The 20320-nt window shown below is 68.0% G+C and carries 22 protein-coding genes and 1 pseudogene; 12 read left to right on the forward strand and 11 right to left on the reverse strand.

What is annotated here, in order from left to right; translation table 11 throughout:
- Positions 1–183: 183 nt before the first annotated feature.
- Entirely contained in the window at positions 184–825 is a 642-nt protein-coding gene (locus tag M6G65_RS21320) for a DUF2460 domain-containing protein (protein ID WP_250102848.1), read from the reverse strand.
- A gap of 395 nt (positions 826–1220) precedes the next feature.
- On the opposite strand from M6G65_RS21320, the gene M6G65_RS21325 reads away from it, so the two are divergent.
- Entirely contained in the window at positions 1221–2138 is a 918-nt protein-coding gene (locus M6G65_RS21325) for a TauD/TfdA dioxygenase family protein (RefSeq protein WP_238196229.1), read from the forward strand.
- Positions 2139–2141: 3 nt separating this feature from the next.
- Here the strand turns inward: M6G65_RS21325 and M6G65_RS21330 are convergent, their stop codons facing one another.
- From M6G65_RS21330 to M6G65_RS21370, 9 genes are all read right to left on the reverse strand, one after another.
- Positions 2142–2714 (reverse strand): phage tail tape measure protein, encoded by a 573-nt coding sequence (locus M6G65_RS21330; RefSeq protein ID WP_238196228.1) that lies wholly within the window; start codon positions 2712–2714, stop codon positions 2142–2144.
- 134 nt (positions 2715–2848) lie between these two features.
- Entirely contained in the window at positions 2849–3079 is a 231-nt protein-coding gene (locus tag M6G65_RS21335) for a phage tail assembly chaperone (protein WP_238196227.1), read from the reverse strand.
- On the reverse strand, positions 3076–3420 hold the full coding sequence (locus M6G65_RS21340; RefSeq protein ID WP_192709872.1) for a gene transfer agent family protein: 345 nt from the start codon (positions 3418–3420) through the stop codon (positions 3076–3078). Before M6G65_RS21340 ends, M6G65_RS21335 begins: the two co-directional genes overlap by 4 nt.
- A gap of 15 nt (positions 3421–3435) precedes the next feature.
- The gene (locus tag M6G65_RS21345; RefSeq protein ID WP_238196226.1) at positions 3436–3846 is read right to left on the reverse strand and encodes a phage major tail protein, TP901-1 family; all 411 of its coding nucleotides are present in this window, start codon (positions 3844–3846) and stop codon (positions 3436–3438) included.
- 13 nt (positions 3847–3859) lie between these two features.
- Positions 3860–4102, reverse strand: a complete 243-nt coding sequence (gp17, locus tag M6G65_RS21350; protein ID WP_238196225.1) for a tail completion protein gp17 — start codon at positions 4100–4102, stop codon at positions 3860–3862.
- A gap of 319 nt (positions 4103–4421) precedes the next feature.
- Positions 4422–4931 (reverse strand): argonaute/piwi family protein, encoded by a 510-nt coding sequence (locus tag M6G65_RS21355; RefSeq protein WP_250102849.1) that lies wholly within the window; start codon positions 4929–4931, stop codon positions 4422–4424.
- Positions 4924–5829: an argonaute/piwi family protein gene (locus tag M6G65_RS21360; RefSeq protein WP_250102850.1), complete on the reverse strand. Its 906-nt coding sequence runs from the start codon at positions 5827–5829 to the stop codon at positions 4924–4926. The genes M6G65_RS21355 and M6G65_RS21360 overlap by 8 nt, the downstream gene beginning before the upstream one ends.
- A complete protein-coding gene (locus M6G65_RS21365) occupies positions 5826–6797 on the reverse strand; it encodes a hypothetical protein (RefSeq protein WP_250102851.1) in 972 nt (323 codons plus the stop codon). Before M6G65_RS21365 ends, M6G65_RS21360 begins: the two co-directional genes overlap by 4 nt.
- A 61-nt stretch (positions 6798–6858) precedes the next feature.
- Positions 6859–7269, reverse strand: a complete 411-nt coding sequence (locus tag M6G65_RS21370; protein ID WP_250102852.1) for an SMEK domain-containing protein — start codon at positions 7267–7269, stop codon at positions 6859–6861.
- A gap of 687 nt (positions 7270–7956) precedes the next feature.
- Between M6G65_RS21370 and M6G65_RS21375 the strand changes: the two genes are divergently transcribed.
- Positions 7957–10134, forward strand: coding sequence for a TonB-dependent siderophore receptor (locus tag M6G65_RS21375; RefSeq protein WP_238196221.1), 2178 nt, complete (start codon positions 7957–7959; stop codon positions 10132–10134).
- Positions 10135–10144: 10 nt separating this feature from the next.
- A complete protein-coding gene (locus M6G65_RS21380; protein WP_238196220.1) occupies positions 10145–11701 on the forward strand; it encodes a PepSY-associated TM helix domain-containing protein in 1557 nt (518 codons plus the stop codon).
- 321 nt (positions 11702–12022) lie between these two features.
- Here the strand turns inward: M6G65_RS21380 and M6G65_RS21385 are convergent, their stop codons facing one another.
- On the reverse strand, positions 12023–12757 hold the full coding sequence (locus M6G65_RS21385; protein ID WP_238196219.1) for a GntR family transcriptional regulator: 735 nt from the start codon (positions 12755–12757) through the stop codon (positions 12023–12025).
- A 176-nt stretch (positions 12758–12933) separates the two neighbouring features.
- Between M6G65_RS21385 and M6G65_RS21390 the strand changes: the two genes are divergently transcribed.
- The 9 genes and pseudogenes from M6G65_RS21390 to M6G65_RS21430 all read left to right on the forward strand — a co-directional run bounded on the left by M6G65_RS21390 (position 12934) and on the right by M6G65_RS21430 (position 20102).
- Entirely contained in the window at positions 12934–13683 is a 750-nt protein-coding gene (locus tag M6G65_RS21390; RefSeq protein WP_250102853.1) for a maleate cis-trans isomerase family protein, read from the forward strand.
- Positions 13680–14768, forward strand: coding sequence for an ABC transporter ATP-binding protein (locus tag M6G65_RS21395; RefSeq protein ID WP_250102854.1), 1089 nt, complete (start codon positions 13680–13682; stop codon positions 14766–14768). Before M6G65_RS21390 ends, M6G65_RS21395 begins: the two co-directional genes overlap by 4 nt.
- Positions 14769–14794: 26 nt before the next feature.
- On the forward strand, positions 14795–15838 hold the full coding sequence (locus M6G65_RS21400) for an ABC transporter substrate-binding protein (RefSeq protein WP_250102855.1): 1044 nt from the start codon (positions 14795–14797) through the stop codon (positions 15836–15838).
- 80 nt (positions 15839–15918) lie between these two features.
- A complete protein-coding gene (locus M6G65_RS21405) occupies positions 15919–16740 on the forward strand; it encodes an ABC transporter permease (RefSeq protein ID WP_373323745.1) in 822 nt (273 codons plus the stop codon).
- Between the two features lie 9 nt (positions 16741–16749).
- Entirely contained in the window at positions 16750–17568 is an 819-nt protein-coding gene (locus tag M6G65_RS21410) for an ABC transporter permease (protein ID WP_238196215.1), read from the forward strand.
- Between the two features lie 27 nt (positions 17569–17595).
- Positions 17596–18347, forward strand: a pseudogene (locus M6G65_RS21415) (aspartate/glutamate racemase family protein).
- Complete coding sequence (locus tag M6G65_RS21420) at positions 18344–18601, forward strand: hypothetical protein (protein WP_250102856.1); 258 nt, start codon at positions 18344–18346, stop codon at positions 18599–18601. The pseudogene M6G65_RS21415 and the gene M6G65_RS21420 overlap by 4 nt, the downstream one beginning before the upstream one ends.
- Positions 18598–19773, forward strand: coding sequence for an amidase (locus M6G65_RS21425; RefSeq protein WP_250102857.1), 1176 nt, complete (start codon positions 18598–18600; stop codon positions 19771–19773). Before M6G65_RS21420 ends, M6G65_RS21425 begins: the two co-directional genes overlap by 4 nt.
- Positions 19770–20102 carry a hydroxyisourate hydrolase gene (locus M6G65_RS21430; protein WP_238196212.1) on the forward strand — a complete coding sequence of 111 codons (333 nt, stop codon included), beginning with the start codon at positions 19770–19772 and terminating at the stop codon, positions 20100–20102. Before M6G65_RS21425 ends, M6G65_RS21430 begins: the two co-directional genes overlap by 4 nt.
- The last annotated feature ends 218 nt before the right edge of the window (positions 20103–20320 follow it).

The raw sequence follows: 20320 nt of genomic DNA on the forward strand, positions 1-20320 counted from the left end.
GCTCCCCCTCAGGGCCTGGGGTCGGATGAAGGCGATGTCTCGCCTCCGCTCGGCGCGCTAGCGCAGGACCGCCTTGACGACCTCGGCCATCGCGCGCCGTCATCCCGGGGCCGCGCAGCGGAGCCCGGAATGACGGTGCCGAACATCCGGCGCGGCGACGCGGTTCTCAGCGCGCCCCCTATCTCACGGCACGATCTCGGCGAGCGGCACCTTCGGGATCTCGCCCGCCGTGAAGGCCGCGAGGTCGATGGTCAGCTCGTCGGTGTCGAAGCGGACCGGCACGTCGAAGGCGAAGCCCGCCGTCACGGCGGCGCCCGGCTCCGGGGCATGGCCGGCCGCGAAGGTCACGAGGCCGGTGGCGGGATCGCACGCGAAGGCCTCGGGCCCGACCTCCCGGCCGCCGACCGCCACCCGGACGCTGCCGGCCACCGGCTTGGCGATCCGGCGGCGATAGGGCGCGAAGCCGGCGCCGTAGGTCTTCACCAGCGGAAAGGTGGCGGTGACCCCGTTGCCGGTGCCGAGCGGCTGGTCGAGGGGGCCGACCGGCCGGCCCGGCGGCCCGGAGCGGCCGTCGATCCGATCGCGGAAGCGGAACCCGTAGAGACGGCCGCGGCGCTCCTCGAAGAAGGCCAGCACGGCGTGCAGCGCGTCGAGGCCGCGCATCCCGAAGCCGGCATCGTAGCGGCGGCGGGAATCGGCCCAGCGGCCGTTCCGGTGCTCCCGGCCCGAGGCCAGGGTCACGATCTCGGTCAGCCGCTGCGGGCCGCCGCCGGCGCGCAGGGACACGTCGAGGGGGAACAGCACCTCGTGGAAGTCGTCGGCCATGACGGGCCTCTCCGGTTCGGGTCGCGACAGGGCCGCGCCGGTCATCCACGCCACCGCCGTCATCGCGAGCGCAGCGACGCGACCCAGAGCAGCGCGGCATCGGTGACCGTGGCGCCGCTGGATTGCTTCGCTCCGCTCGCAAGGACGATCGCGGTGCCCTGCCTCGGCTCGGTCTGGCGACGTCGGGGAACGTCATCGCTGCCGGATCGCAGCAGCTGAAAAAAGTCTTTCGGGAGGAGCCGTAAAATCAAAAGTGCCGTTCATCGACACAAGACGGCGGTTGATCGAAGATCGGCACACCGAAGCGGATGGTCTCTGAAGTCCTTTCGGCCCGCACATCTCGCTTCATCGCGCGATCCGCACGACGCGACGCCATTCCGCCAGGGAATCCTTTGATGAGCGCCAATCCTCAGCCCCTGCACGCATCCGCCCCCGCTCTCGACATCCGCCGCGTCGCCGGCCGCATCGGCGCGGAGATCCGCGGGGTCGCCCTCTCGGGCGATCTCGAGGCCGGGACCGTGGCGGCGATCCGGCAGGCGCTGACCACCCACAAGGTCGTCTTCTTCCGCGACCAGACCCTCGACGAGGCCGGGCAGGAGGCGTTCGGCCGGCGCCTCGGCGACCTCGTCCCGCACCCGACCGTGCCGTCGCTCGCGGGGACGGCGGGCATCCTCGACATCGACGGCAGCCGCGGCGAGCGGGCGAGTTCCTGGCACACCGACGTGACCTTCGTGCCGGCCTACCCGGCGATCTCGATCCTGCGCGCGGTGACGCTCCCGGCCTATGGCGGCGACACGCTCTGGGCCAACACGGCGGCGGCCTATGCCGACCTGCCCGAACCCCTGCGCGACCTCGCCGACAAGCTCTGGGCGCTGCACTCCAACGTCTACGACTATGTCGGCGGGCGGGTGAACGTCTCGGAGGCCGGGCGGCGGCGCTACGACGAAGTCTTCACCAAGACCGTGTTCGAGACCGAGCACCCGCTGGTCCACGTGCATCCGGAGACCGGCGAGCGCTCCCTGATCGTCGGCCATTTCATCCAGCGCATCCTCGGGCTGACCACGGCGGATTCGCAGCACCTGCTGGCGATCTTCCACGACCACGCGACCCGGCCCGAGAACACGGTGCGCTGGTCCTGGCGGACAGGCGACGTGGCGATCTGGGACAACCGGGCGACCGTCCACCGCGCGGTGGACGATTACGGCGACGAGCCCCGGGTGGTCCGGCGCGTGACGATCCAGGGCGTGGCCCCGGTCAGCGTCGACGGCCGCCGCAGCCGCGCGCGGGACGCGGAGACCCGGAAGGCGGCGTGATCCTCACGTCGCCCGCTGGCCCCGCGCCACGGCGCGGGCGAGGCTCGCGGTCACCTGCGCCTCCGAGCGGCGGAAGGCCGCCGGATCGGGGGTCGCGATGTGGACGGTGACCGAGACCGGGCGGGCCGCGGCGCCTCCGGCCGCGACGCCGAGGCGGCCGTCCGGGCCGCGCCCCAGCGGCAGGATCGCCTCGGGGCCGGCCTCGCCCATGAGGCCGGTGCCGCCCGCCATCGGGAAGTAGGTCGGCGCGGCCACGACCCCGCCCGCCGCGAAGGGCTGGACCCGCCCGCCCCGGAACACGCCGCCGCGCGCGAAGCCGGTCTCGGAGCCCGCACCCAGCACGGTGTTGATCAAGCCCGTGAGGCCCGACTGGATCGAGCCGCCCGCCGCCCGGGCCGCCGCGCCGGCGAGCCGGGTGCCGATGGTGGTCAGCACGCCGTCGAGGCTGCGCCCCGAGGCGGCACCCCGGGTCAGCGCCGCGTCCAGGCTGCGGCCGAAATTCTGCGCGAGCCGGTCGAGGGCTTCGAGCTGCGCGATCCGTGCGGCAGCCGGCGTGTCGGATTCGGTTTCGGTCATCGGCGGGCCCTGTCGTGACGGAGGCTCAAATCCGGGTTGCCCCACCCGTCCCCCTCCTTCGAGGCCCGCTGGCGCGGGCACCTCAGGATGAGGCCGAGCGCGGGAGTGCCCACGCTTGTGGACGGCACCGATCGTCAGGACGCGGGGGCGTCCGGGTCTGGATAATCGGCGGGCAGGCGCGCGAAGGCGGCGCGGCTCAGGGGCTCCGGACCGGCGCGACGGCCGAGGGCCGCGGCGAACTCCCGCGGCGTCGCCGCCCAGAAGTCCTGCGGCCGCCAGCGCAGCACCCCGAGGCCGAGCGCCAGGGCGTCGTCCCACGGAAAGCCGCCAGGGTCGCGAGCCGCCCCCGATCGCGACGCGGTCACGGACGGCTCCGAGGAGGGTTTGCCGGGCCCGGCGCCTCCCCGAAGGCCGCCGCCAGCACAGCACCGAGGGCTTCCGAGACGGCGTCGAGCCCGCCGGCGAGCGGCAGCCGGGCGACCGCCGCGTCGTCGAGGTCGTGGCCGCCGCCCCGCAGGGCGACCCCCAGCAGGGCGATCAGGTCCCGCGCCGAGACCCGCCCGCCCGCGAAGCGCGCGGCGAGCCCCGCGAGGTCGCCGGCCTGGAGGGCGGATTCCAGCTCGGCCAGCGCCCCGAGGGTGAGGCAGAGGGTGTAGCGCTCGCCCGCGAGGTCGAGCGGCACCGCGCCGCGGATCCGGTTCACCATCGGACTCCCCTCGGCTCAGGCCGCCGCGAAGGCGAGCGCACCCGCCGAATCGAGGCTCATGTCGAAGGTGACCTCGCCGGCGTGGTCACCGCGGTATTCGAGGCTCGCGATCTGGAACGGGCCCTCCAGGAGACCGAAGGCCGGCACCACGATCTGGAAGGTCTCGATCACCCCCTCGAAGAAGATCAGCCGCAGGCGCGCGTCCGAGGCCTGGTCGCGAAACACCCCGGAGCCCGCGATCGCGGCCCGGCGCACGCCGGCGCCGGCGAGCAGCTCCCGCCAGCGCCCAGCGGAATCGGCGTTGGTGACGTCCACGGTCTCGGCGTTCAGCGTGATCTGGCGGGTGCGCAGGCCCGCCACGGCCACGAAGCCGCCCGCGCCGTCCCCGGCCCGGATCAGCAGGTCCTTGCCCTTCTGCGCGCCCATCGGCCCCCTCCCCTCACAGGATCTCGGTGACGGCCTCGACCGTCAGGCTCGCCCGGGCCTCGCCGGTCCGGGCGTCGCGGCGCGCCTTGATGGCGCGGACCCGCAGGGTCACGAGCCGGCAGCCGGCGAGCGGCAGCGCCGCATCGGCCAGGAGCGTGGCCATGCGGGCGGCGGCGTCCAGGGCGGTGCGGACCGAGCCGGCCTGCGCGATCACCGCGATCGCGTGGCTGTGGCGGTGGCGCTCGGCCCCGTCCACGGCATCGTCCTCGATGACATTTGACTCAGTTGTTTGCCTATTGACTCAGTTATCTGCCGCTTTTCAGCCGATCAGTGCCCTCGACTACATATAAGAAAAATTACCTAGATTTTCTAGCTCTCTAACGGCTTCGCGCAGTCGGATCACAAGGATGTCTTAAGGTCTGAATCGCGCCAACAGCCGACATTGGCTGCCTGCCCAAAAGCCGACACTCGCGAGGACTGTCAGCTCAGAATCAGCCTGCGCCCGTTCAGGACAGCTGCTTCCCCCAGGGTTCTCCTCAGGGCTTAGGACCGAACGGTAACTATTTTAAGTCGGGCTACATGTAGAAACTGTAACTGACCTGCGGCTTCTCTGTTGGATCTACATATTTCATGATGTCACCGATCTTCCGAGCGCATTCCAGCGTGATTGGCAGCCGGCCGTCCATCTGGGTATTGTTCCAATTCATTTTCGTCAGCCCGAGGATCTCGTCGAACAAGCTTTCGAGGGATGAATCCTGCTCGTAGGCGGTGATCTTCAGCGGATTCGGCACATACATACCCGGATAGGTCTTGTAGAAATCGACCGTCCCACGAGTGTAGAGCACGCCCTCAGTCTCTGAGATCGTCAGCATGGTGCCACGCTTCGGAGGATAGTCACTGTCGCCGAAGAGCCTAATGTCGGTGTCGGTGATCGCGACGAAATCCTTCGACCGGATGCCCTTTTCGTCGAGCGCCCGCAGGAAGCCGGCTCGCTCACTGTCACGGAAATAGCTGGACTTGTGGATCACAATTCGCGCCGGCATGTGCTCGAGGGCTCGGTCATACTCGTCCAGGGCATCACGCAACAGCTCGTAAGCCTGCTCCTCGTTTAGGTACGGGTGCCGGTTCTTCTTGTCGATCGAGACTGGGGTGCCGCGGAGGATGATACCGTGCCCGAACTCGTCCGAAAACCTGAGCAAGGCTGGACGAGAGCGTCGCTCCATCCCGACTCTTGTAGAACCCGATCCCAATGTAGCAGGACCGCAGCTTCGCCGTATCTTCGACTAGGCGCCACGGGATCGTGCGGTTGCCCTTGTAGTACAGTGCCGTGCAGAAGTTCCACGCCTTGGTGGCTGGATCCTGCTGATCGCCAGCGAACTTCGTGATGAGGATAGTCTTTTCGCGTACGAGCTGAAGCGGTGTGCCGAGGTGCATCGACTTTGCTTTGAGGATGCGCCTGAAGTTGTGCTCCAGATCATGCTCGTCCGAGTCGTCGTTATCGGCCATCGTTACGGAATCGAACATCTCGTTCGGCATGACACAGACGATCACATCGACGGCCCTGTTCTCGGCCAGGAAGCGGATCTGCTCGTAGTACAATTCGACGGCGCGCTCGATGCGATCGACGCGAGAGGCCATCTTCACGACTTCCGTGATGTCGGACTTCTTTAGGGTGCGGGTGTACTGCGGCGAGTTGATCAGTTTTGTCAGAAAGCCATAGTTTTGGTTGATCCCGCCGAAGCCACGGAACAGATTCAGCAGCTTCGACTCTTTCTTGCGCTCAATGCCGATCCGGCATTTTTCCAGCCACTCGTCGAGGAGATCGACTCCCTCGCCGCGGCCGACAACTCCTATCCGCAGCTCTGTCCGGCGCAGCTCGTCGCGCTTGTCGTAGACACCCATGTGCTCGATCCCAGTGCGGGGGCAGATGTGGGTGCCGGTACCAAACTCCAGCAGCGGTTCCGCCAGCGTGGTCAGCTTCATGCGGCAGTTCCTTCAGCCAGATCGTCGTCTTCGTCGCCCTCGACCTGATCGGCCTCATCGACCTCCGCGACGTCGAATTCCAGCAACGACAGGAATTGCAGGCGGTCATCCTCGGCATCGTCCAGCTTGGACAGGAAGTGGGCGACGAAGCGGACCATGTTCCGGACGCTGGCGTTATGTTCAAGCCGCTTCTGCGACGACAGCAGGTCCTCGTGCCAATGCGATCTGACATAGCCGTTGTACGAGTAATACCAGCTCGGCACGATCTGCGCGTACCAGTCGCCGTCCAGCTTCGTGAAGGTCAAATCAAAGGAGAAATGGGTGTGGTGGGCGACCTTCGTCGGGTCCTTGCGCTGGTACTTCAGCTCATAGACCCGCCGGGTCGCGGCCTTTTTGCCGACCCACGTCTCCTTCCGTTCGATCTGGCCTTCCTCGACGGGACCGAAGAAAAAGAACCCGTCCTTGGCATGCTTGCGAACGTGATGCTTCTTCAACTGCTCCCGGGTTTCGGCAGAGAGTAGCTGCTTCAGGATGTTGACGTTATCCAGCTCGGGCGAGTTGGCAAGGTCGGAGATCTCCAGCCGCTCCGCTGAGCCTTCGTCGACGACACTGCGCAGCCCGCATTGCTCGATATCGAGGAATGCGAACAGCTTATTGTCATGACAGACCCAGGCGTCGGTCTCGACGCCGTTCAGAAGTAGCGCCATCTTGACTACGGACTTGCGGCTCTTGGCCTTGCCCTTGTAGTTGAGCTCCGCCTTGGCCCGGGCGATCACGGCCTGGTCGCCGATCGTGAGCTCGGCGACGTAAGCGGCCTCGGGCAGCCGGATCCGCTGCAGGTTGGACGTGATCGCCGTCGGTGTAGCCACCCCTTCCGAGCTGAAACTGATGAAGGCGTCGACTTCGCCCAGGATGTGCTTGAACTCTGCCAGTACCCTCTCCTGCGCGGCGAGCCGCAGGCCGGACACCTGCCGAGGAGATCGCCGAGGTCGATGATGTGCTTCTTGCAGTTGAAGCCGAATTGGTCCGTCAGCAGCTCGTTGACGACGCTTGGCTGTACGAGGCCTGCTTTCTCGCTAGCATAAGGATGAACAGCTCGTCGAAAGTGTTGTAATAGGCCCGATCCATGAACTGGCGGACGGTGGCCTTCACCTTGTCGAGCGTCGTCGCCGACGTGATCTGGAACGCGACGCGGTCGTGGTCGTCGCCGAGATCGATACCGGGATAGTTCTTCTGCTTCCTGTTCAAATTGATAAGGTGGGGCAAGTTGTAGACCGACTTCAGGATCGGGATGAAGGCATCCTCGAGCGCAAGGTTGATGTCGGTCCGTCCCTGAGAGGTTGCTAGCTCGACCTGAACCACGATGCGGCTGACCACATCTCGAAGCTGGTTCTCAATCTCGAGCTGCCTCATCAGGCGCCCCTGTTTGCGCGCGGCCAAGACACCATCATGAGAACGCAGAGGGAACATTTCAAGGGGAGCTCACGCTGCCCGGGAGCGGACATTTCGAGAGCCTGCTTTGGGTCAACAGCGGAAGTTGGGTCGAGGCCCAGAAGCGGACCTTCGGCTTTGCGCCCATTTCGGCCATTCAAGCCACCTCGGACGCTTTCCAAGAGCAGACATTGAGCTTGTCGTTTGATCGGCTGTTCCCTTTGAACAATGCGCTTCTACACGATGGGGAAGAGCCTACTCAGCTCGGCAGGTCCGGCTGAGCCCGAGCATCAAACCCACGCCGGTCTCTCTCATCGTCATCTCTACAACTGCCAGGTTCCAGACGCACGGTGCTGGATCGGTGCGTTGAAGCACCCGGCGCCGATGATCTGAAACCCTCATTCTCATTAGAGAAATGCCAAAGTACATTCCGAAACAATGTGTCTCATGTAGCACACACCGATCACGGATCCGTGATAGCTGAGTCATGCTCGCGATCGCGTAGGACGATCGTGGTTTAGAGTCGGTGTAATGTCGAACTATAGTGCTGCGACAGTCATCCGCCGCGCGGCGTACTTCTTGCGGAATTCGTCGCCCGTTGGTTTATTATCAGCAACGTCTGTTCTCGCTATTTGCTCGCCGTCCTTCGCTCAAATCGCCCCCGCTACGGACGTTGAACTTTCCGAACTCAGCGTCATGGGAGAGGCGAGTGGGCGCACCCTGAACAACGATCTCTATGGGCGCGGCGGCCCGAATGGACCGGTGCCCGGATATGTCGCCAGCCGCAGCACGGTCGGCACGAAGACCGACACGCCCATCCTGGAGACCGCACAGTCGGTCTCCGTCATCGGACGCCAGCAGATCGAGGATCAGAACGCGCTGACCATCAACCAGGCGCTACGCTACACTCCGAGCGTCACCACCGAGCAGCGGGGCGGCGCCGGCTCGACGCGCCTGGAGCAGTTCTCCATCCGCGGCTTCACTGCCCCGATCTTCCTCGACAACATGGCGCTGCCGACCAGCCGCGACGCCTTCCCCACGGTCGATCCCTATCGCCTGGAGCGCGTCGACATCATCAAGGGCCCGGCCTCGGTCCTCTACGGGCAGTCCGGGCCGGGCGGCATCGTCAACCTCGTCTCGAAGGTCCCGCAATTCGTCCGCCACGGCGAGATCTTCGTCCAGGGCGGCGGCTTCAGCGAGGTGCGCGGCGGCTTCGACGTCGGCGGCCCGATCGAGTCCGACATCCCAGGGCTGGCCGACCAGTTCGCCTACCGGGTCATCGGCCTCGGCTGGAACGGCGACGGGCCGGCCGCGACCACGAAGATCGAGCGCGCCTTCATCAACCCGAGCATCACATGGCGGCCGTCCACCGACACCTCGCTCACGATCATCGCCAACTACCAGCGCGATCCGTTCTCGGGCTTCTACGGCGGCTTCCCCGCCGTCGGCACGGTGTTCCCGCGCAACTTCGGCAACGGCATCTTCGGACGGCTGCCGGTGAACTTCTATGACGGCGACCGCAACATCGAGCGCTCCGACCGCACACAGGCCTCCATCGAGTACCTGTTCGACCACCGCATCACCGAGAACCTGCGCTTCCACTCGGCTGGCCGCTACCTGCGCTCGAATGGCGACTACCGCAGCGTGTTCACGACCTTCGGCGACGTCAACGGCCCTTACACGAGCGGGCCGATCATCGGCCGCTCGGTCGGCGGCACCCAGGTCGACATCGAAGCCTACACGATGGACAACAACTTCATCGCCAACTTCGACACCGGCCCGATCGCCCACACGGCGCTGCTCGGCGTGGATCACCGGACCTTCAGCACGCGGTCCGTCACCGGGCCGTTCCCGGCGACGACGAGCCTGAACGCGCTCGCGCCCGATCATGACCTACCGATCAACTTCCCGGCCTTCACGGCGACCTCGCGGATCGACGCGCAGCAGACCGGCGTCTACTTCCAGGATCAGGCGAAGTTCGACGGCTTCATCCTGACGCTCGGAGGCCGCTACGACACCGCCCGGCAGACCGGCCCGACCCGCACCTTCTCGCCGAACGGGCTGACCATCCAGGACGTGCCGGCCGAGGCCTTCACCGGCCGCGCCAGCCTGCTCTACCTGTTCGACAGCGGCGTCGCCCCGTACGTCTCCTACAGCGAGGCCTTCGAGCCGATCGTCAACGGCCGCATCTTCGACCGGGCTCTCGGCTCGGCCGGCCGCATCCCCGACCCGATCGCCAGCAACCAGTACGAGGCCGGCATCAAGTACCAGCCCCCCGGCACCGACATCCTGCTGACCACCGCGTTCTTCGACATCCGCCGCTCGAACGCGACCACCACCGACCCGGTCAATCCGGGCTTCGTGGTGCAGACCGGAGAGGTCGGCGTGCAAGGCGTCGAGTTCGAGGCGCGGGCCAACATCGCTGAGGGCCTCAACCTGATCGGCGGCTTCTCGCTCCTCGATATTCGGAACGTCCGCGATACCGGCTTCACCACGAACGACCTGACCCGCCGGCCAGTGCCGCTTCAGGGCCTTCGCCCGGTGCAGGTGCCGGACACGACGGCCTCGCTGTTCGTCGACTACCGCTTCACCGAGGGCCCGCTGCTCGGCCTCGGTCTCGGCGGCGGCGTGCGCTATCTGGGGCCGTCCTGGGGCGATCCGGCCAACACCTTCCAGGTGCCGGCGAGCGTGCTGGTCGACGCCGTCGCCTCCTACGACATGAAGCATCTCGATCCGCGGCTGGCCGGCCTCAGCGCGCAGCTCAACGTGCAGAACCTGCTCGATGAGCGCTACGTGACCGGCTGCCTGACTTATTCCGGCTGCTACTACGGCCTGCCGCGCACGGTCTACGCGACCCTGCGCTACCGCTGGTGAGGATCAGGCCGTGGGCAAAACCTTCCGGCAGTCGATGGCGTGGCTCCATGCCTGGTCGGGTCTCGTCGTCGGCTGGGTGCTGTTTGCTGTCTTCGTGACGGGCACGGCGAGCTATTACCGGAGCGAGATCTCGCAGTGGATGCGGCCCGAACTCCGCACCGACCGGACGTTCGGGCCGGCGGATCTCGCGGCGGCGGCCGAGCGCGGCGTCGCCCACCTGCAGGCGCATGCGGGCGGCGCGCGAACGTGGTTCATCACCCTGCCGCAGGCCGAGCGGCCGGTGCTGGAGCTGTTCTGGCGGACGGGGCCGGGCCGCCCGCCCGGGCACGTCCTCCTGGATCCCGATACGGGCGCGCCAGCCATCATGCGCGCGACACGCGGCGGTGACTTCCTCTACCGCTTCCACTTCGAGCTGAACCTGCCGCCGCTCTGGGGCCGGTGGGTCGTCGGCGCCTGCGCGATGATCATGCTGGTAGCGCTGATCTCTGGCGTCGTCACGCACCGGCGCATCTTCGCCGACTTCTTCACCTTCCGCCGGGACAAGTCCGCTCAGCGGGGCTGGCTCGACGCGCACAACGTCACGGGCGTGCTCGCCCTGCCGTTCCACCTGATGATCACCTATACCGGGCTCGCCACGCTCATGGTGATGTACGTGCCCTGGGGCGTGAGCACGGCCTATCGCGGCGACAGCCAGCGCTACTTCGCCGAGTCCGGCCAGATCACCGCCCCACGTCCGCCCGCCGGCCGGCCCGGCACGCTGGTCCCCATCGGGCCGTTGGTGGCGCGCGCTCTGGAGATGACCTCGGAGCCCCTGGAGCGGATCACCATCGTCAACCCGAAGGACGCTCAGGCCACGGTGGTGGCGGTGTTCGAGGAGCCGCACGGGCTCTCCCACGAGCACCCGCAGATCGCCTTCGACGGAGTGAAGGGCGACGTCCTGGAGGTCCGCGCGGGCGGCCTGCAACCGGCGACCAAGACCTTTACCACGATGGTCGGCCTGCACGAGGCGCATTTCGCCGGCCCGGCGCTGCGGGTCCTGTTCTTCCTGTGCGGCCTCGCCGGCAGCGCCATGGTGGCCACCGGTCTACTGCTCTGGTCGGCGGCGCGCCTGCCCAAAAGGAATACGTCCCGGAGCCTCGGCCTTCGGCTCGTCCAGGGCCTGAACGTCGCGACGATTGCCGGGCTGCCGGCGGCGCTCGCAGGGTACTTCCTGGCCAACCGGCTCCTGCCCGCCGCGCTGTCGGACCGGGCCGAGTGGGAGATCCGGGCGTTCTTCGCAGTGTGGCTCCTCGTAGCCCTGTCGGGCTTCCTGCGCCCACACCGCCGCGTTTGGACCGAGACGCTGACGGTGGCGGCCGGGCTGTTCGGAGCTGTCGCATTTGCGGACCTTGGGCGTAGCGCCGCGCTCCAGCTCAATGGCGAGGCGCATGTCGATCCGGTCTTTCTCGCCTTCGACGGCGCGATGCTGGCCCTCGCAGCGCTGATCCTGTTCGCCACGCGCAACATCGCCCGCTTCGATGGGACATCCCGCCGCCTGTCGGTGAAGGCGGCCGAGATCTCGATTTAGCCCGGCTTAGACAAGGGCGCTGTGCCGAAACAAGGCTGGCCTCTCGCCAAGAGCGGACCTTCGACTTTGCGCCCATCCCGGCCATAGAATTGGCTGCGATACAATCCTGCAAGCAGACGTTGCCATCCACAGCTCGCCAGACGCGGTCATCTCAGGTGCTGGTCGAAAAAATGCGTGACCGCTGCGCAGGTTTTTGGCGGTTGGGTCCATAGACGTCACGGATATTGGATTTTCCTGCCCGTTCTGAAATAGGGCCGTCTCGCCAGCTTCGCGCAGCTTGCGACGCGCGGGGCGATGTTCGACAGCAGCATGCGCGGTTGTTCACGTCCCGCCGGGTGAGGCCTTCGCGCGCTGCGCCCTCAGGGTTTCGGCGATAACGACACCGGTGCGCAGCACGTGCCGATAGGCGATGGCGCCTGCTCCCGTGGCATCGCGCACCTCGAGGGCCCTAAACAGGTCTCGATGTTCTCGCGCGGATTCCTCCCAACGGCTGCCGGTTGAGAGCGCCCGCAGGCGCGCCCATTGGGCCCGGGCCTGGAGCGGCGCGTGGGCCTCGGCCAGCGGCCGGTTGTGGGCCGCCGTCACGATCGTGCGGTGGATCTCCTGATTGAGGGCGAAATAGGCGTCGAGCACCTTGTCCCGGTGCATGCAATCGAGCCGCGCCTGCTTCTCGCGGAGATCGTCCAAGAGGACGTCGGAGATCCGCGATGCGGCGAGTTCCGCCGTCAGCCGCTCGATGCCCGCCAACGCCTCAAACAGTTCAAGGACCTCCTCCGGCTCCCAGTCCGGGACGCGCGCGCTCCGATTCTGATGCAGTTCGACCAGACCCTCGGCCGCCAGGAGTTTGAGGGCTTCCCGTAACGGCGTGCGGGAAACCCCGAGCGCGACCGAGAGGTCCTTCTCGACCAGGGATGCGCCTGCCGGCAGCACGCCGCGGACGATCATGTCCTTGAGCCGGCTGGCCGCCTGCTCGTGCAAGCCGGTCCGCGGGAGCGGCGCGACCGGGACGCTCAGGGCTTTGCGGGGGCGGCCCCTGGGGCGTGCGACAACGTCCATCGATTTCCCAACTCCACGGCACCAGCCTAGCGCATCCGATCGCCGGGTCGGTGATCCGTTTTTGGCATCCAAGTGTTGCCGTAGCGGGCATTTGCGCAAATTGCATGCAACATGCAGAAAATGCCTTGTTGGTCCGTCGCACCTGGAAGATGCTCGCGGCATTGGAGACGGATGCGATGGCGAGACCGAACGGGACGACGCGTCTGGGCATGCTCACGCCCTCGCCGAACAGCGTGCTGGAACCCGCCACCGCGCATCTGCTCGCTGGCTGCGCGCAGGTGAGCGCGCATTTCTCACGCTTCCGGGTGACGCAGATCGGCCTGACGCGAGCGGCCCTGGGCCAATTCGATCCCGAGCCGATCCTGGCTGCCGCCGAACTCCTCGCCGATGCCCGGGTGGCGACGATCCTGTGGAACGGAACGTCCGGCGCCTGGCTCGGCTTCGATTCGGACGAGCGCCTGCGCGACGCGATCGAGGACCGGACCGGTTGCCCCGCCTCCACCGCGTCCCTCGCCTTCCGCGACCTGTTCCGCGCCCGGGGCTATGGCCGGATCGGTCTCGTGACCCCCTACACGGGCGACGTGCAGCGGCAGATCCAGGCGAACTGGGGGGCGGCCGGTTTCGACTGCGCCGCCGAGCGTCATTGCGGCCTGTCGGAGAACTTCGCCTTCGCCGAGGTCGGCGCGAAGGCGATCACCGAGATGGTCCGGGCGGTGGCGGCCCAGGGCGTCGACGCGGTGGCGATCGTCTGCACGAACCTCGCCGGCGCGGCTCTCGCGCCGGCGCTTGAGGCCGAGCTCGGCGTGCCGGTCCTCGACTCGGTCGCCGTCACCCTATGGAAGGGTCTGGCCCTCGCGGGCTGCGGCACCGCGGATCTCGCCACGCGGGGCAGCGTGTTCGCGGCGAACGCGGAGGCCCGACCATGAGCGCCGCGACCGGAGCCGGAACCTCCCTGATCCTTGACGGGATCACGCAGCGCTACGGCACCGCGCTTGCCGTCGATACTGTGACCCTTGACATCAAGGGCGGCGAACTCGTCGCGCTGCTCGGGCCTTCCGGTTGCGGCAAGACCACCCTGTTGCGGGCGGTGGCCGGTTTCCTGAAGCCGACCGAGGGACGCGTCATCGTCGGGGGGCAGGCGGTCGATCACCTGCCGCCGAACCGCCGCACCGTCGGCATCGTGTTCCAGAACTACGCCCTGTTCCCCCACATGAGCGTGGCCGAAAACGTCGCCTACGGGCTCGCCGCGCGGGGCGTCGGGCGGGCCGAGCAGAAGGTGCGGGTGGCCGAGATGCTGGCGCTCGTGCGTCTGGAGCATCTGGCGGATCGCTTTCCGCGGGCGATGTCGGGCGGTCAGCAGCAGCGCGTGGCGCTCGCCCGGGCGCTCGCGGTGCGACCCTCGATCCTGCTCCTCGACGAGCCCTTCGCGGCGCTCGACAAGAACCTGCGCCTCGACATGCAGATCGAGATCAAGCGCATCCAGCGCAACGCCGGCACCACCACGCTGATCGTCACGCACGACCAAGAGGAAGCCCTGTCGATGGCCGACCGGGTCGCCGTGCTGAATGCCGGCCGCCTGGAACAGTTCGCGCCGCCGACCGACGTCTACGACCGCCCCGAGACGCTGTTCGTCAACACCTTCGTGGGCACTGCCAACATCTTGCACGGGCGCCTCGTGACTGAGCCGGGGCTCGGCCGCGCGGTGGCGCTGGAGGACGGCGGCCTGCTTCCCACCGTCACCGCGCTGCCGGATGGAACGCGGGTGGCCGCCTGCCTACGGCCCGAGCACGTCGCCTTCGAGAAGGATGGGGCGGGGCTCGACGGTGTCGCCGAGATCGGCCTGCCGCTCGGCGCCACGCTGGTCCACGAGATCCGCCTAGAGGGCGGCGCGCGCCTGAAGACCGCCGAGGCCCGTGCGGCGGGCGCCGGCCCGCGGCCGCCCGGCACGCATGTGCGCCTGCGCCCGATCGCCCCCGAGCGGGTCAGCGTCTTTCCCGATCCCCGCCACTGAAGCCGAGCCGCCAGGAGACTCAGACCATGCCCCTGCACCGCCGCAGCCTCCTAGCCGGCGCCCTGACCCTCGGCGCGACGCAGGCCTTCCCCGGCCTGTCCCACGCCCAGGCCCGCAAGCTCGTCTTCGCGACCTTCACGGGCAGCTGGGAAGAGGCTCACCGGGCGGTGCTGGTCCCGGCCTTCCGCAAGAGCACGGGCGGCGACATCATCCTCGATCCGATGCTTTCGGTCGATCAGATCGCCAAGGTCCAGGCAGCCCGCACCAACCCGCCGATCGACGTAATGCTGCATGATCCCGGTCCCGCGCTCACGGCGATCGCCCAGGACCTCGCCGAGCCCTATCCGGTGGCTCAGTCCGCCCACTATGCGGATCTGATCGCGGACGCGCAGGAGCCGATGGGCCCGGCCCCGTTCTTCCAGATCGTCGGGCTGACCTACAATCCCGAGAAGGTGAAGACGCCGCCGACATCCTGGGCCGATCTGTGGAAGCCCGAATACAAGGGCCGGGTCGGCATCACCAACTTGAACTCGACGCTCGGCACCGGCTTCCTCGTGGAGATCGCCCGGATGCACGGGGGCTCGGAGACCAATGTCGAGCCCGGCTTCAAGGCGCTGGAGGCGCTGAAGCCTAATCTCGCCGCCGTCGCGGCCAATCCCGGCGCCCTGGCGGCCCTCTATCAGCAGGAGCAGGTCGATATCGGGCCAGGCAATTTCAACGCGATCCAGATCCTGAAGGCCCGGGGCGTGCCGGTAGAGTTCGCTGCGCCGAAGGAGGGCATCATCGCCTTCAAGACGACGATCCACATCGTCAAGAACACTCCAGTGAAGGAATTCGCCTTCAAGCTGATCGAGGCCGCCCTCTCGCCGGAGGTACAGGCCAAGCTGATGCAGAGCCCCTATCTGATCGTCCCGACCAACCGGAAGGTGGCGATGGAGGGCGAAGTCCAGAAGGTCTTGGCCAAAGACGCCGAAGATCTGAAGCGCAAGTCGGTGTTCCAGGATTGGGCCGCGATCAACCGCAGTCGGTCAGCCTGGATCGAGCGCTTCAATCGGGAAATCCGGGTGTGACCGTGGACTACGCGCCGGTGGCGCCCGACCCGGTCGCGGCGCCCGGCCGCCCGGGCCGTGCCTGGACGGCGGCCTACGACATCCGCCTCGCGCTGCCGCTCGGGGCGTTCTTCCTCGTCTTCTTCCTGGCGCCGCTGGCGCTCCTCTTGCTCGTCAGCTTCTACGCCGATCCGGGCATGACCCGGTTCGGCCTCGACCAATACGCCCGGTTCCTGCTCGACCCGTTCTCCCTGCGGGTGCTGGGCGTGACCCTGTGGCTCGGCGTTGAGGTCACGGCGCTGACCCTCCTGCTCGGCCTGCCGCTGGCGCTGCTCCTCACCTGGGCGCCCGCCCGGCTGCGCGGCCTGCTGACCCTGATCGTGCTGCTGCCCCTGCTCACCAGCGTGGTGGTGCGGACCTTTGCGTGGATCGTGATCCTCGGACGTCAGGGCATCGTCAACGCGAGCCTCCTGGCGCTCGGCCTGACAGATACGCCGCTGAAGCTGCTCTACACCGAGGCCGGTCTTGTCCTCGCGCTGGCGCAGGTGCAGATGCCGCTGATGGTCCTGCCGCTGGTGACCACCCTGTCGCGGATTGACCCGAACCTTGCCGACGCCTCGGCGGCGCTCGGGGCGGGGGCGTGGCGCACCTTCCTCCGGGTTACACTCCCGCTCTGCCTGCCGGGAATCGTGGCGGGCTGCCTGCTCACCTTCGCGGCGGCGATCACCGCCTTCATCACCCAGTCGCTGATCGGCGGCGGGCAGATGCTGTTCATGCCCATGTACCTGTACCAGCAGGCCTCGTCCCTCAACAATTGGCCGTTCGCGGCGGCGATCGCGATCGTCTTCCTCGTGGCGGTGCTGGCCTGCGTGACCGTCTTCAACCTCGTGGGCCGCCTGTCGCGCGGCTACGCGCAAGCCTGAGGGGCGCCGATGAAGACGAGCATGCGGCGCGACGTCGACTGGTTCAGCTTCCACGGCACCGTCCTGCTGCTCGCCGGCTTCTGCCTCGTCCTGCTCGCGGCGCCGACCGTGATCGTCGTGGTGGTCTCGTTCACCAGCGGCTTCTCCCTGCGCTTCCCACCGCCCGGCTACTCCCTGCGCTGGTACGCAGCGCTGGCGGAGGCCGAGCAGCTTCGGGCCGCCGCCTGGAATAGCCTCGTGGTGGCGGGATGGACGACCCTCCTGTCGGCGGTCATGGGGACCGCCGCCGCGTTGGCCATCGCCCGGTCGCCGCGGCTCTCCGCCCGGCTCCTCGACAGCCTGTTCCTGTCGCCGCTCGTCCTGCCGGCGCTCGCCTTCGGGCTCGCCGCCCTGATGCTGTTCAGCCTCGCCGGCATCCCGGTCTCGCCGCTAACCCTCGTCCTCGGCCACACCGTGGTGTGCGTGCCCTTCGTGGTCCGCACCACCGTCGCGGCCCTGTCGCAGATGGACCCGGTGCTGCTCGAGAGCTCGACCTCTCTGGGCGCCTCACGCCTCTACACCTTCCGCCGAGTGACCCTGCCGATGATCCGGCCCGGCATCCTCGCCGGCGGCTTCATCGCCTTCATGTCGAGCTTCGACAACGTCCCGGTCTCGCTGTTCCTGCGCGATGCCGCCACCGACATGCTGCCGATCCGCATGTGGCAGGATCTGGAGGGCCGCCTCGATGTCACAGTGGCAGCGGCCTCCAGCCTGCTGATCCTGGTCACCGTGGTGCTGGCGGTCGTGATGGAACGGGTCGCCGGTCTGTCCCGTCGGCTGGCCGGCTGAGCGCCCGAAGACGCGTTCCGAGGACCCATGCGGATCCTGCTTCTCAACCCCAACACCTCGGCGGCGATGACCGCGCGCATGGCCCAGGCCGCGCAGGCAGCCCTCGCCCCAGACGTGCAGATCACCGCGCTCACCGCGGCGACCGGCTTGCCCTACATCGCGAGCCGCGCCGAGGCCCAGCTCGCCGGCGCTGCCGTGCTGGAGACGCTGGCCGCGCATCATGCCGGCCACGACGCCGCGGTAATCGCGGCCTACGGCGATCCCGGGCTGATCGCGGCGCGGGAACTGTTCGACCTGCCGGTGGTCGGCATGGCCGAGGCGGCGATGCTGACCGCATGCCAGCTCGGGGCACGGTTCGCGATCGTCACGTTCTCGCCCGCGCTGCTGCCCTGGTACGAGGATGCCGTGGCGCTGGCGGGGCTGTCGGCGCGCTGCGTCGGCCTCTACGCGGTGCGCCGGCCGTTCCAGGCCGTGACCGAGGTTCAGGACGAGCTGCGGCCGGAGATCCTCGCCCTGGCCGAGCGCGCGGTCGCGGACGGAGCCGATACGGTGATCCTGGCAGGGGCGCCGCTTGCCGGTTTGGCCACCGCCCTGCGCGACGCGGTGCCGGTCCCGCTGATCGATCCGCTGGCGTCGGCTCTGGGCCGGCGCAGGCGCTGGTGCGGCTCGGGACACGCCCGCCCACGGCCGGGCGCTTCGCCCGCCCGCCCGCGAAACCCGCCACCGGTCTGACCGGCCCGCTTGCCCGGTGGATCGCGCATCGCGAGGCAGAGACATGACCCGGACCGATCGGACGGACGATATGGACCCGCTCTGGACCCTCTCGGCGGCCGCGCTGTGCCGCCGTTACGCAGACGGGACGGCGAGCCCCGTCGCGGCCGCGCGGTCCTGCCTGGAGCGCGCCGAGGTCGTCAATCCGACCCTCAACGCCCTCATTGCCGTCGACCCCGACGGGGCGGAGCGGGCCGCCGTGGCGAGCGAGGCACGCTGGCGATCGGGCGCACCGCTGAGCCCCTCGACGGCGTGCCGGTGACCATCAAGGACTGCCTGAACGTCGCCGGTTTCGAGACGTGCTGGGGTAGCCGGCTCTACGCGGGGCGAATGGCCGACGAGGACGAAACGCCGATCCTCCGCCTGCGCGCGGCCGGAGCGGTGATCCTGGCCAAGACCAACGTCCCGGAGCTGACCGTCCAGGGCTATACCGGCAACCCGGTCTTCGGCGTCACCTGCAACCCGTGGGATCCGGCGTTGACGCCGGGGGGCTCCAGCGGCGGCGCCGTCGCGGCGGTGTCGGCCGGGATCGGGCCGCTGGCAATCGGAACGGATGCAGGCGGCTCGATCCGCCGGCCCGCCTCCCATACCGGCCTCGTCGGCCTGAAGCCCACCGCTGGTCGGGTGCCGCGCCAGGGCGGCCTGCCGCCGATCATGCTCGACCTCGAAGTGGTCGGGCCGATGGCGCGCACGGTCGACGACCTCGCCGCGGCGATGCGGATCCTGGGAGCCGCCGATCCGGACGCCGTTCTACAGACTGGCTTCCGCCCGTTCGGCGCCGCTGCTGTACCGGAACGCCCGCTGCGGATCCTCTATGTCCCGGCTTTCGGAACCGCCCCGGTCGATTCCGAGATCGCCGACAGCGTCGCCGAGGCGGCGGGGCGGCTGGTCGGCCTGGGGCACCGGGTCGAGATCGGCCGTTTCGACGCGGCGACAGCCATCACGGAGGCCTGGCCGATCCTCGGTCAGGCCGGCATCGCGTGGCTGATGCGCGCGCATCCGGACCGGCTCGACGCGCTGGGTCCCGATATCCGCGTCCTTGCCGAAGCCGGCGCGAAGCTGTCGGCGAACGACCTGTTTGACGTGCAGCGGATGGCGCTGGCTCTGCGGCAGGACCTCGCCGCGCTGTTCGCTGGCCACGACCTCCTGATGACCCCCACGGCCGCCGCGCTGCCTTGGTCGGCGCAGGAGACCCACCCGAACCGCATCGCCGGCGTGCCGGTGGGTCCCCGGGGCTCGGCGACCTTCACGGGCTTCGTCAACGCCTCAGGTTGCCCCGGGATCTCCATTCCGTGCCGCCCTTCCGGTGCAGGGCTGCCGATCGGGTTCCAGCTCGTGGCTCCGTGGGGTGGTGACGAAACTCTCGTCTCGGTTGCGGCGACCTACGAAGCGGCCCATCCCTGGCCAATGCTCTGGGAGGGCACCAAGGCATGACGGGCCTGTCCATCCATGCGGTCGATGCTGCAACCGGCCGGCCGGCCGAAGGCCTACGCGTGCGCGTTCTGACTGCTGGGGATCGACGGACGGTGATCGCGGAGGGCACGTTAGGCGCCGACGGGACGCTCGCGCATCCGATCGTGCGCGCACGGCTCGCCGCCGGTCTCTACGAAGTCGCCTTCGAGATCGGAGAGTTCGTCGGGCAGGTGGGCGACGGCTTCCTGGATGTGGCGTCCATTCGCTTCCGGATCACCGATCCCATCAGTCACTGTCATCTGCCGTTGAAATTCACGGCGTTCGGCATTGCCTTGTTCCGCGGCTGCTGAGTGGGAGCCACTGCTGGATCAAATGGGATCGCGGATAGCTTTGGGTTTTCTTAGAGTATGAGAGGTCCGCTTGAGACGGACTTCGAACGCAGGAACGGTTCGAACAGCGGTAAGATAATCCTCGCGCCGATCGATCGCTTCGGGAAATGGCGTCGACGGACATCTCAGACGAGCTTCATTTGTATGTAATTTGTCCGCTTTGAACGCACAGCTTCTCC

The organism is Methylobacterium tardum (assembly GCF_023546765.1).
GTDB classification, from domain to species: domain Bacteria; phylum Pseudomonadota; class Alphaproteobacteria; order Rhizobiales; family Beijerinckiaceae; genus Methylobacterium; species Methylobacterium tardum.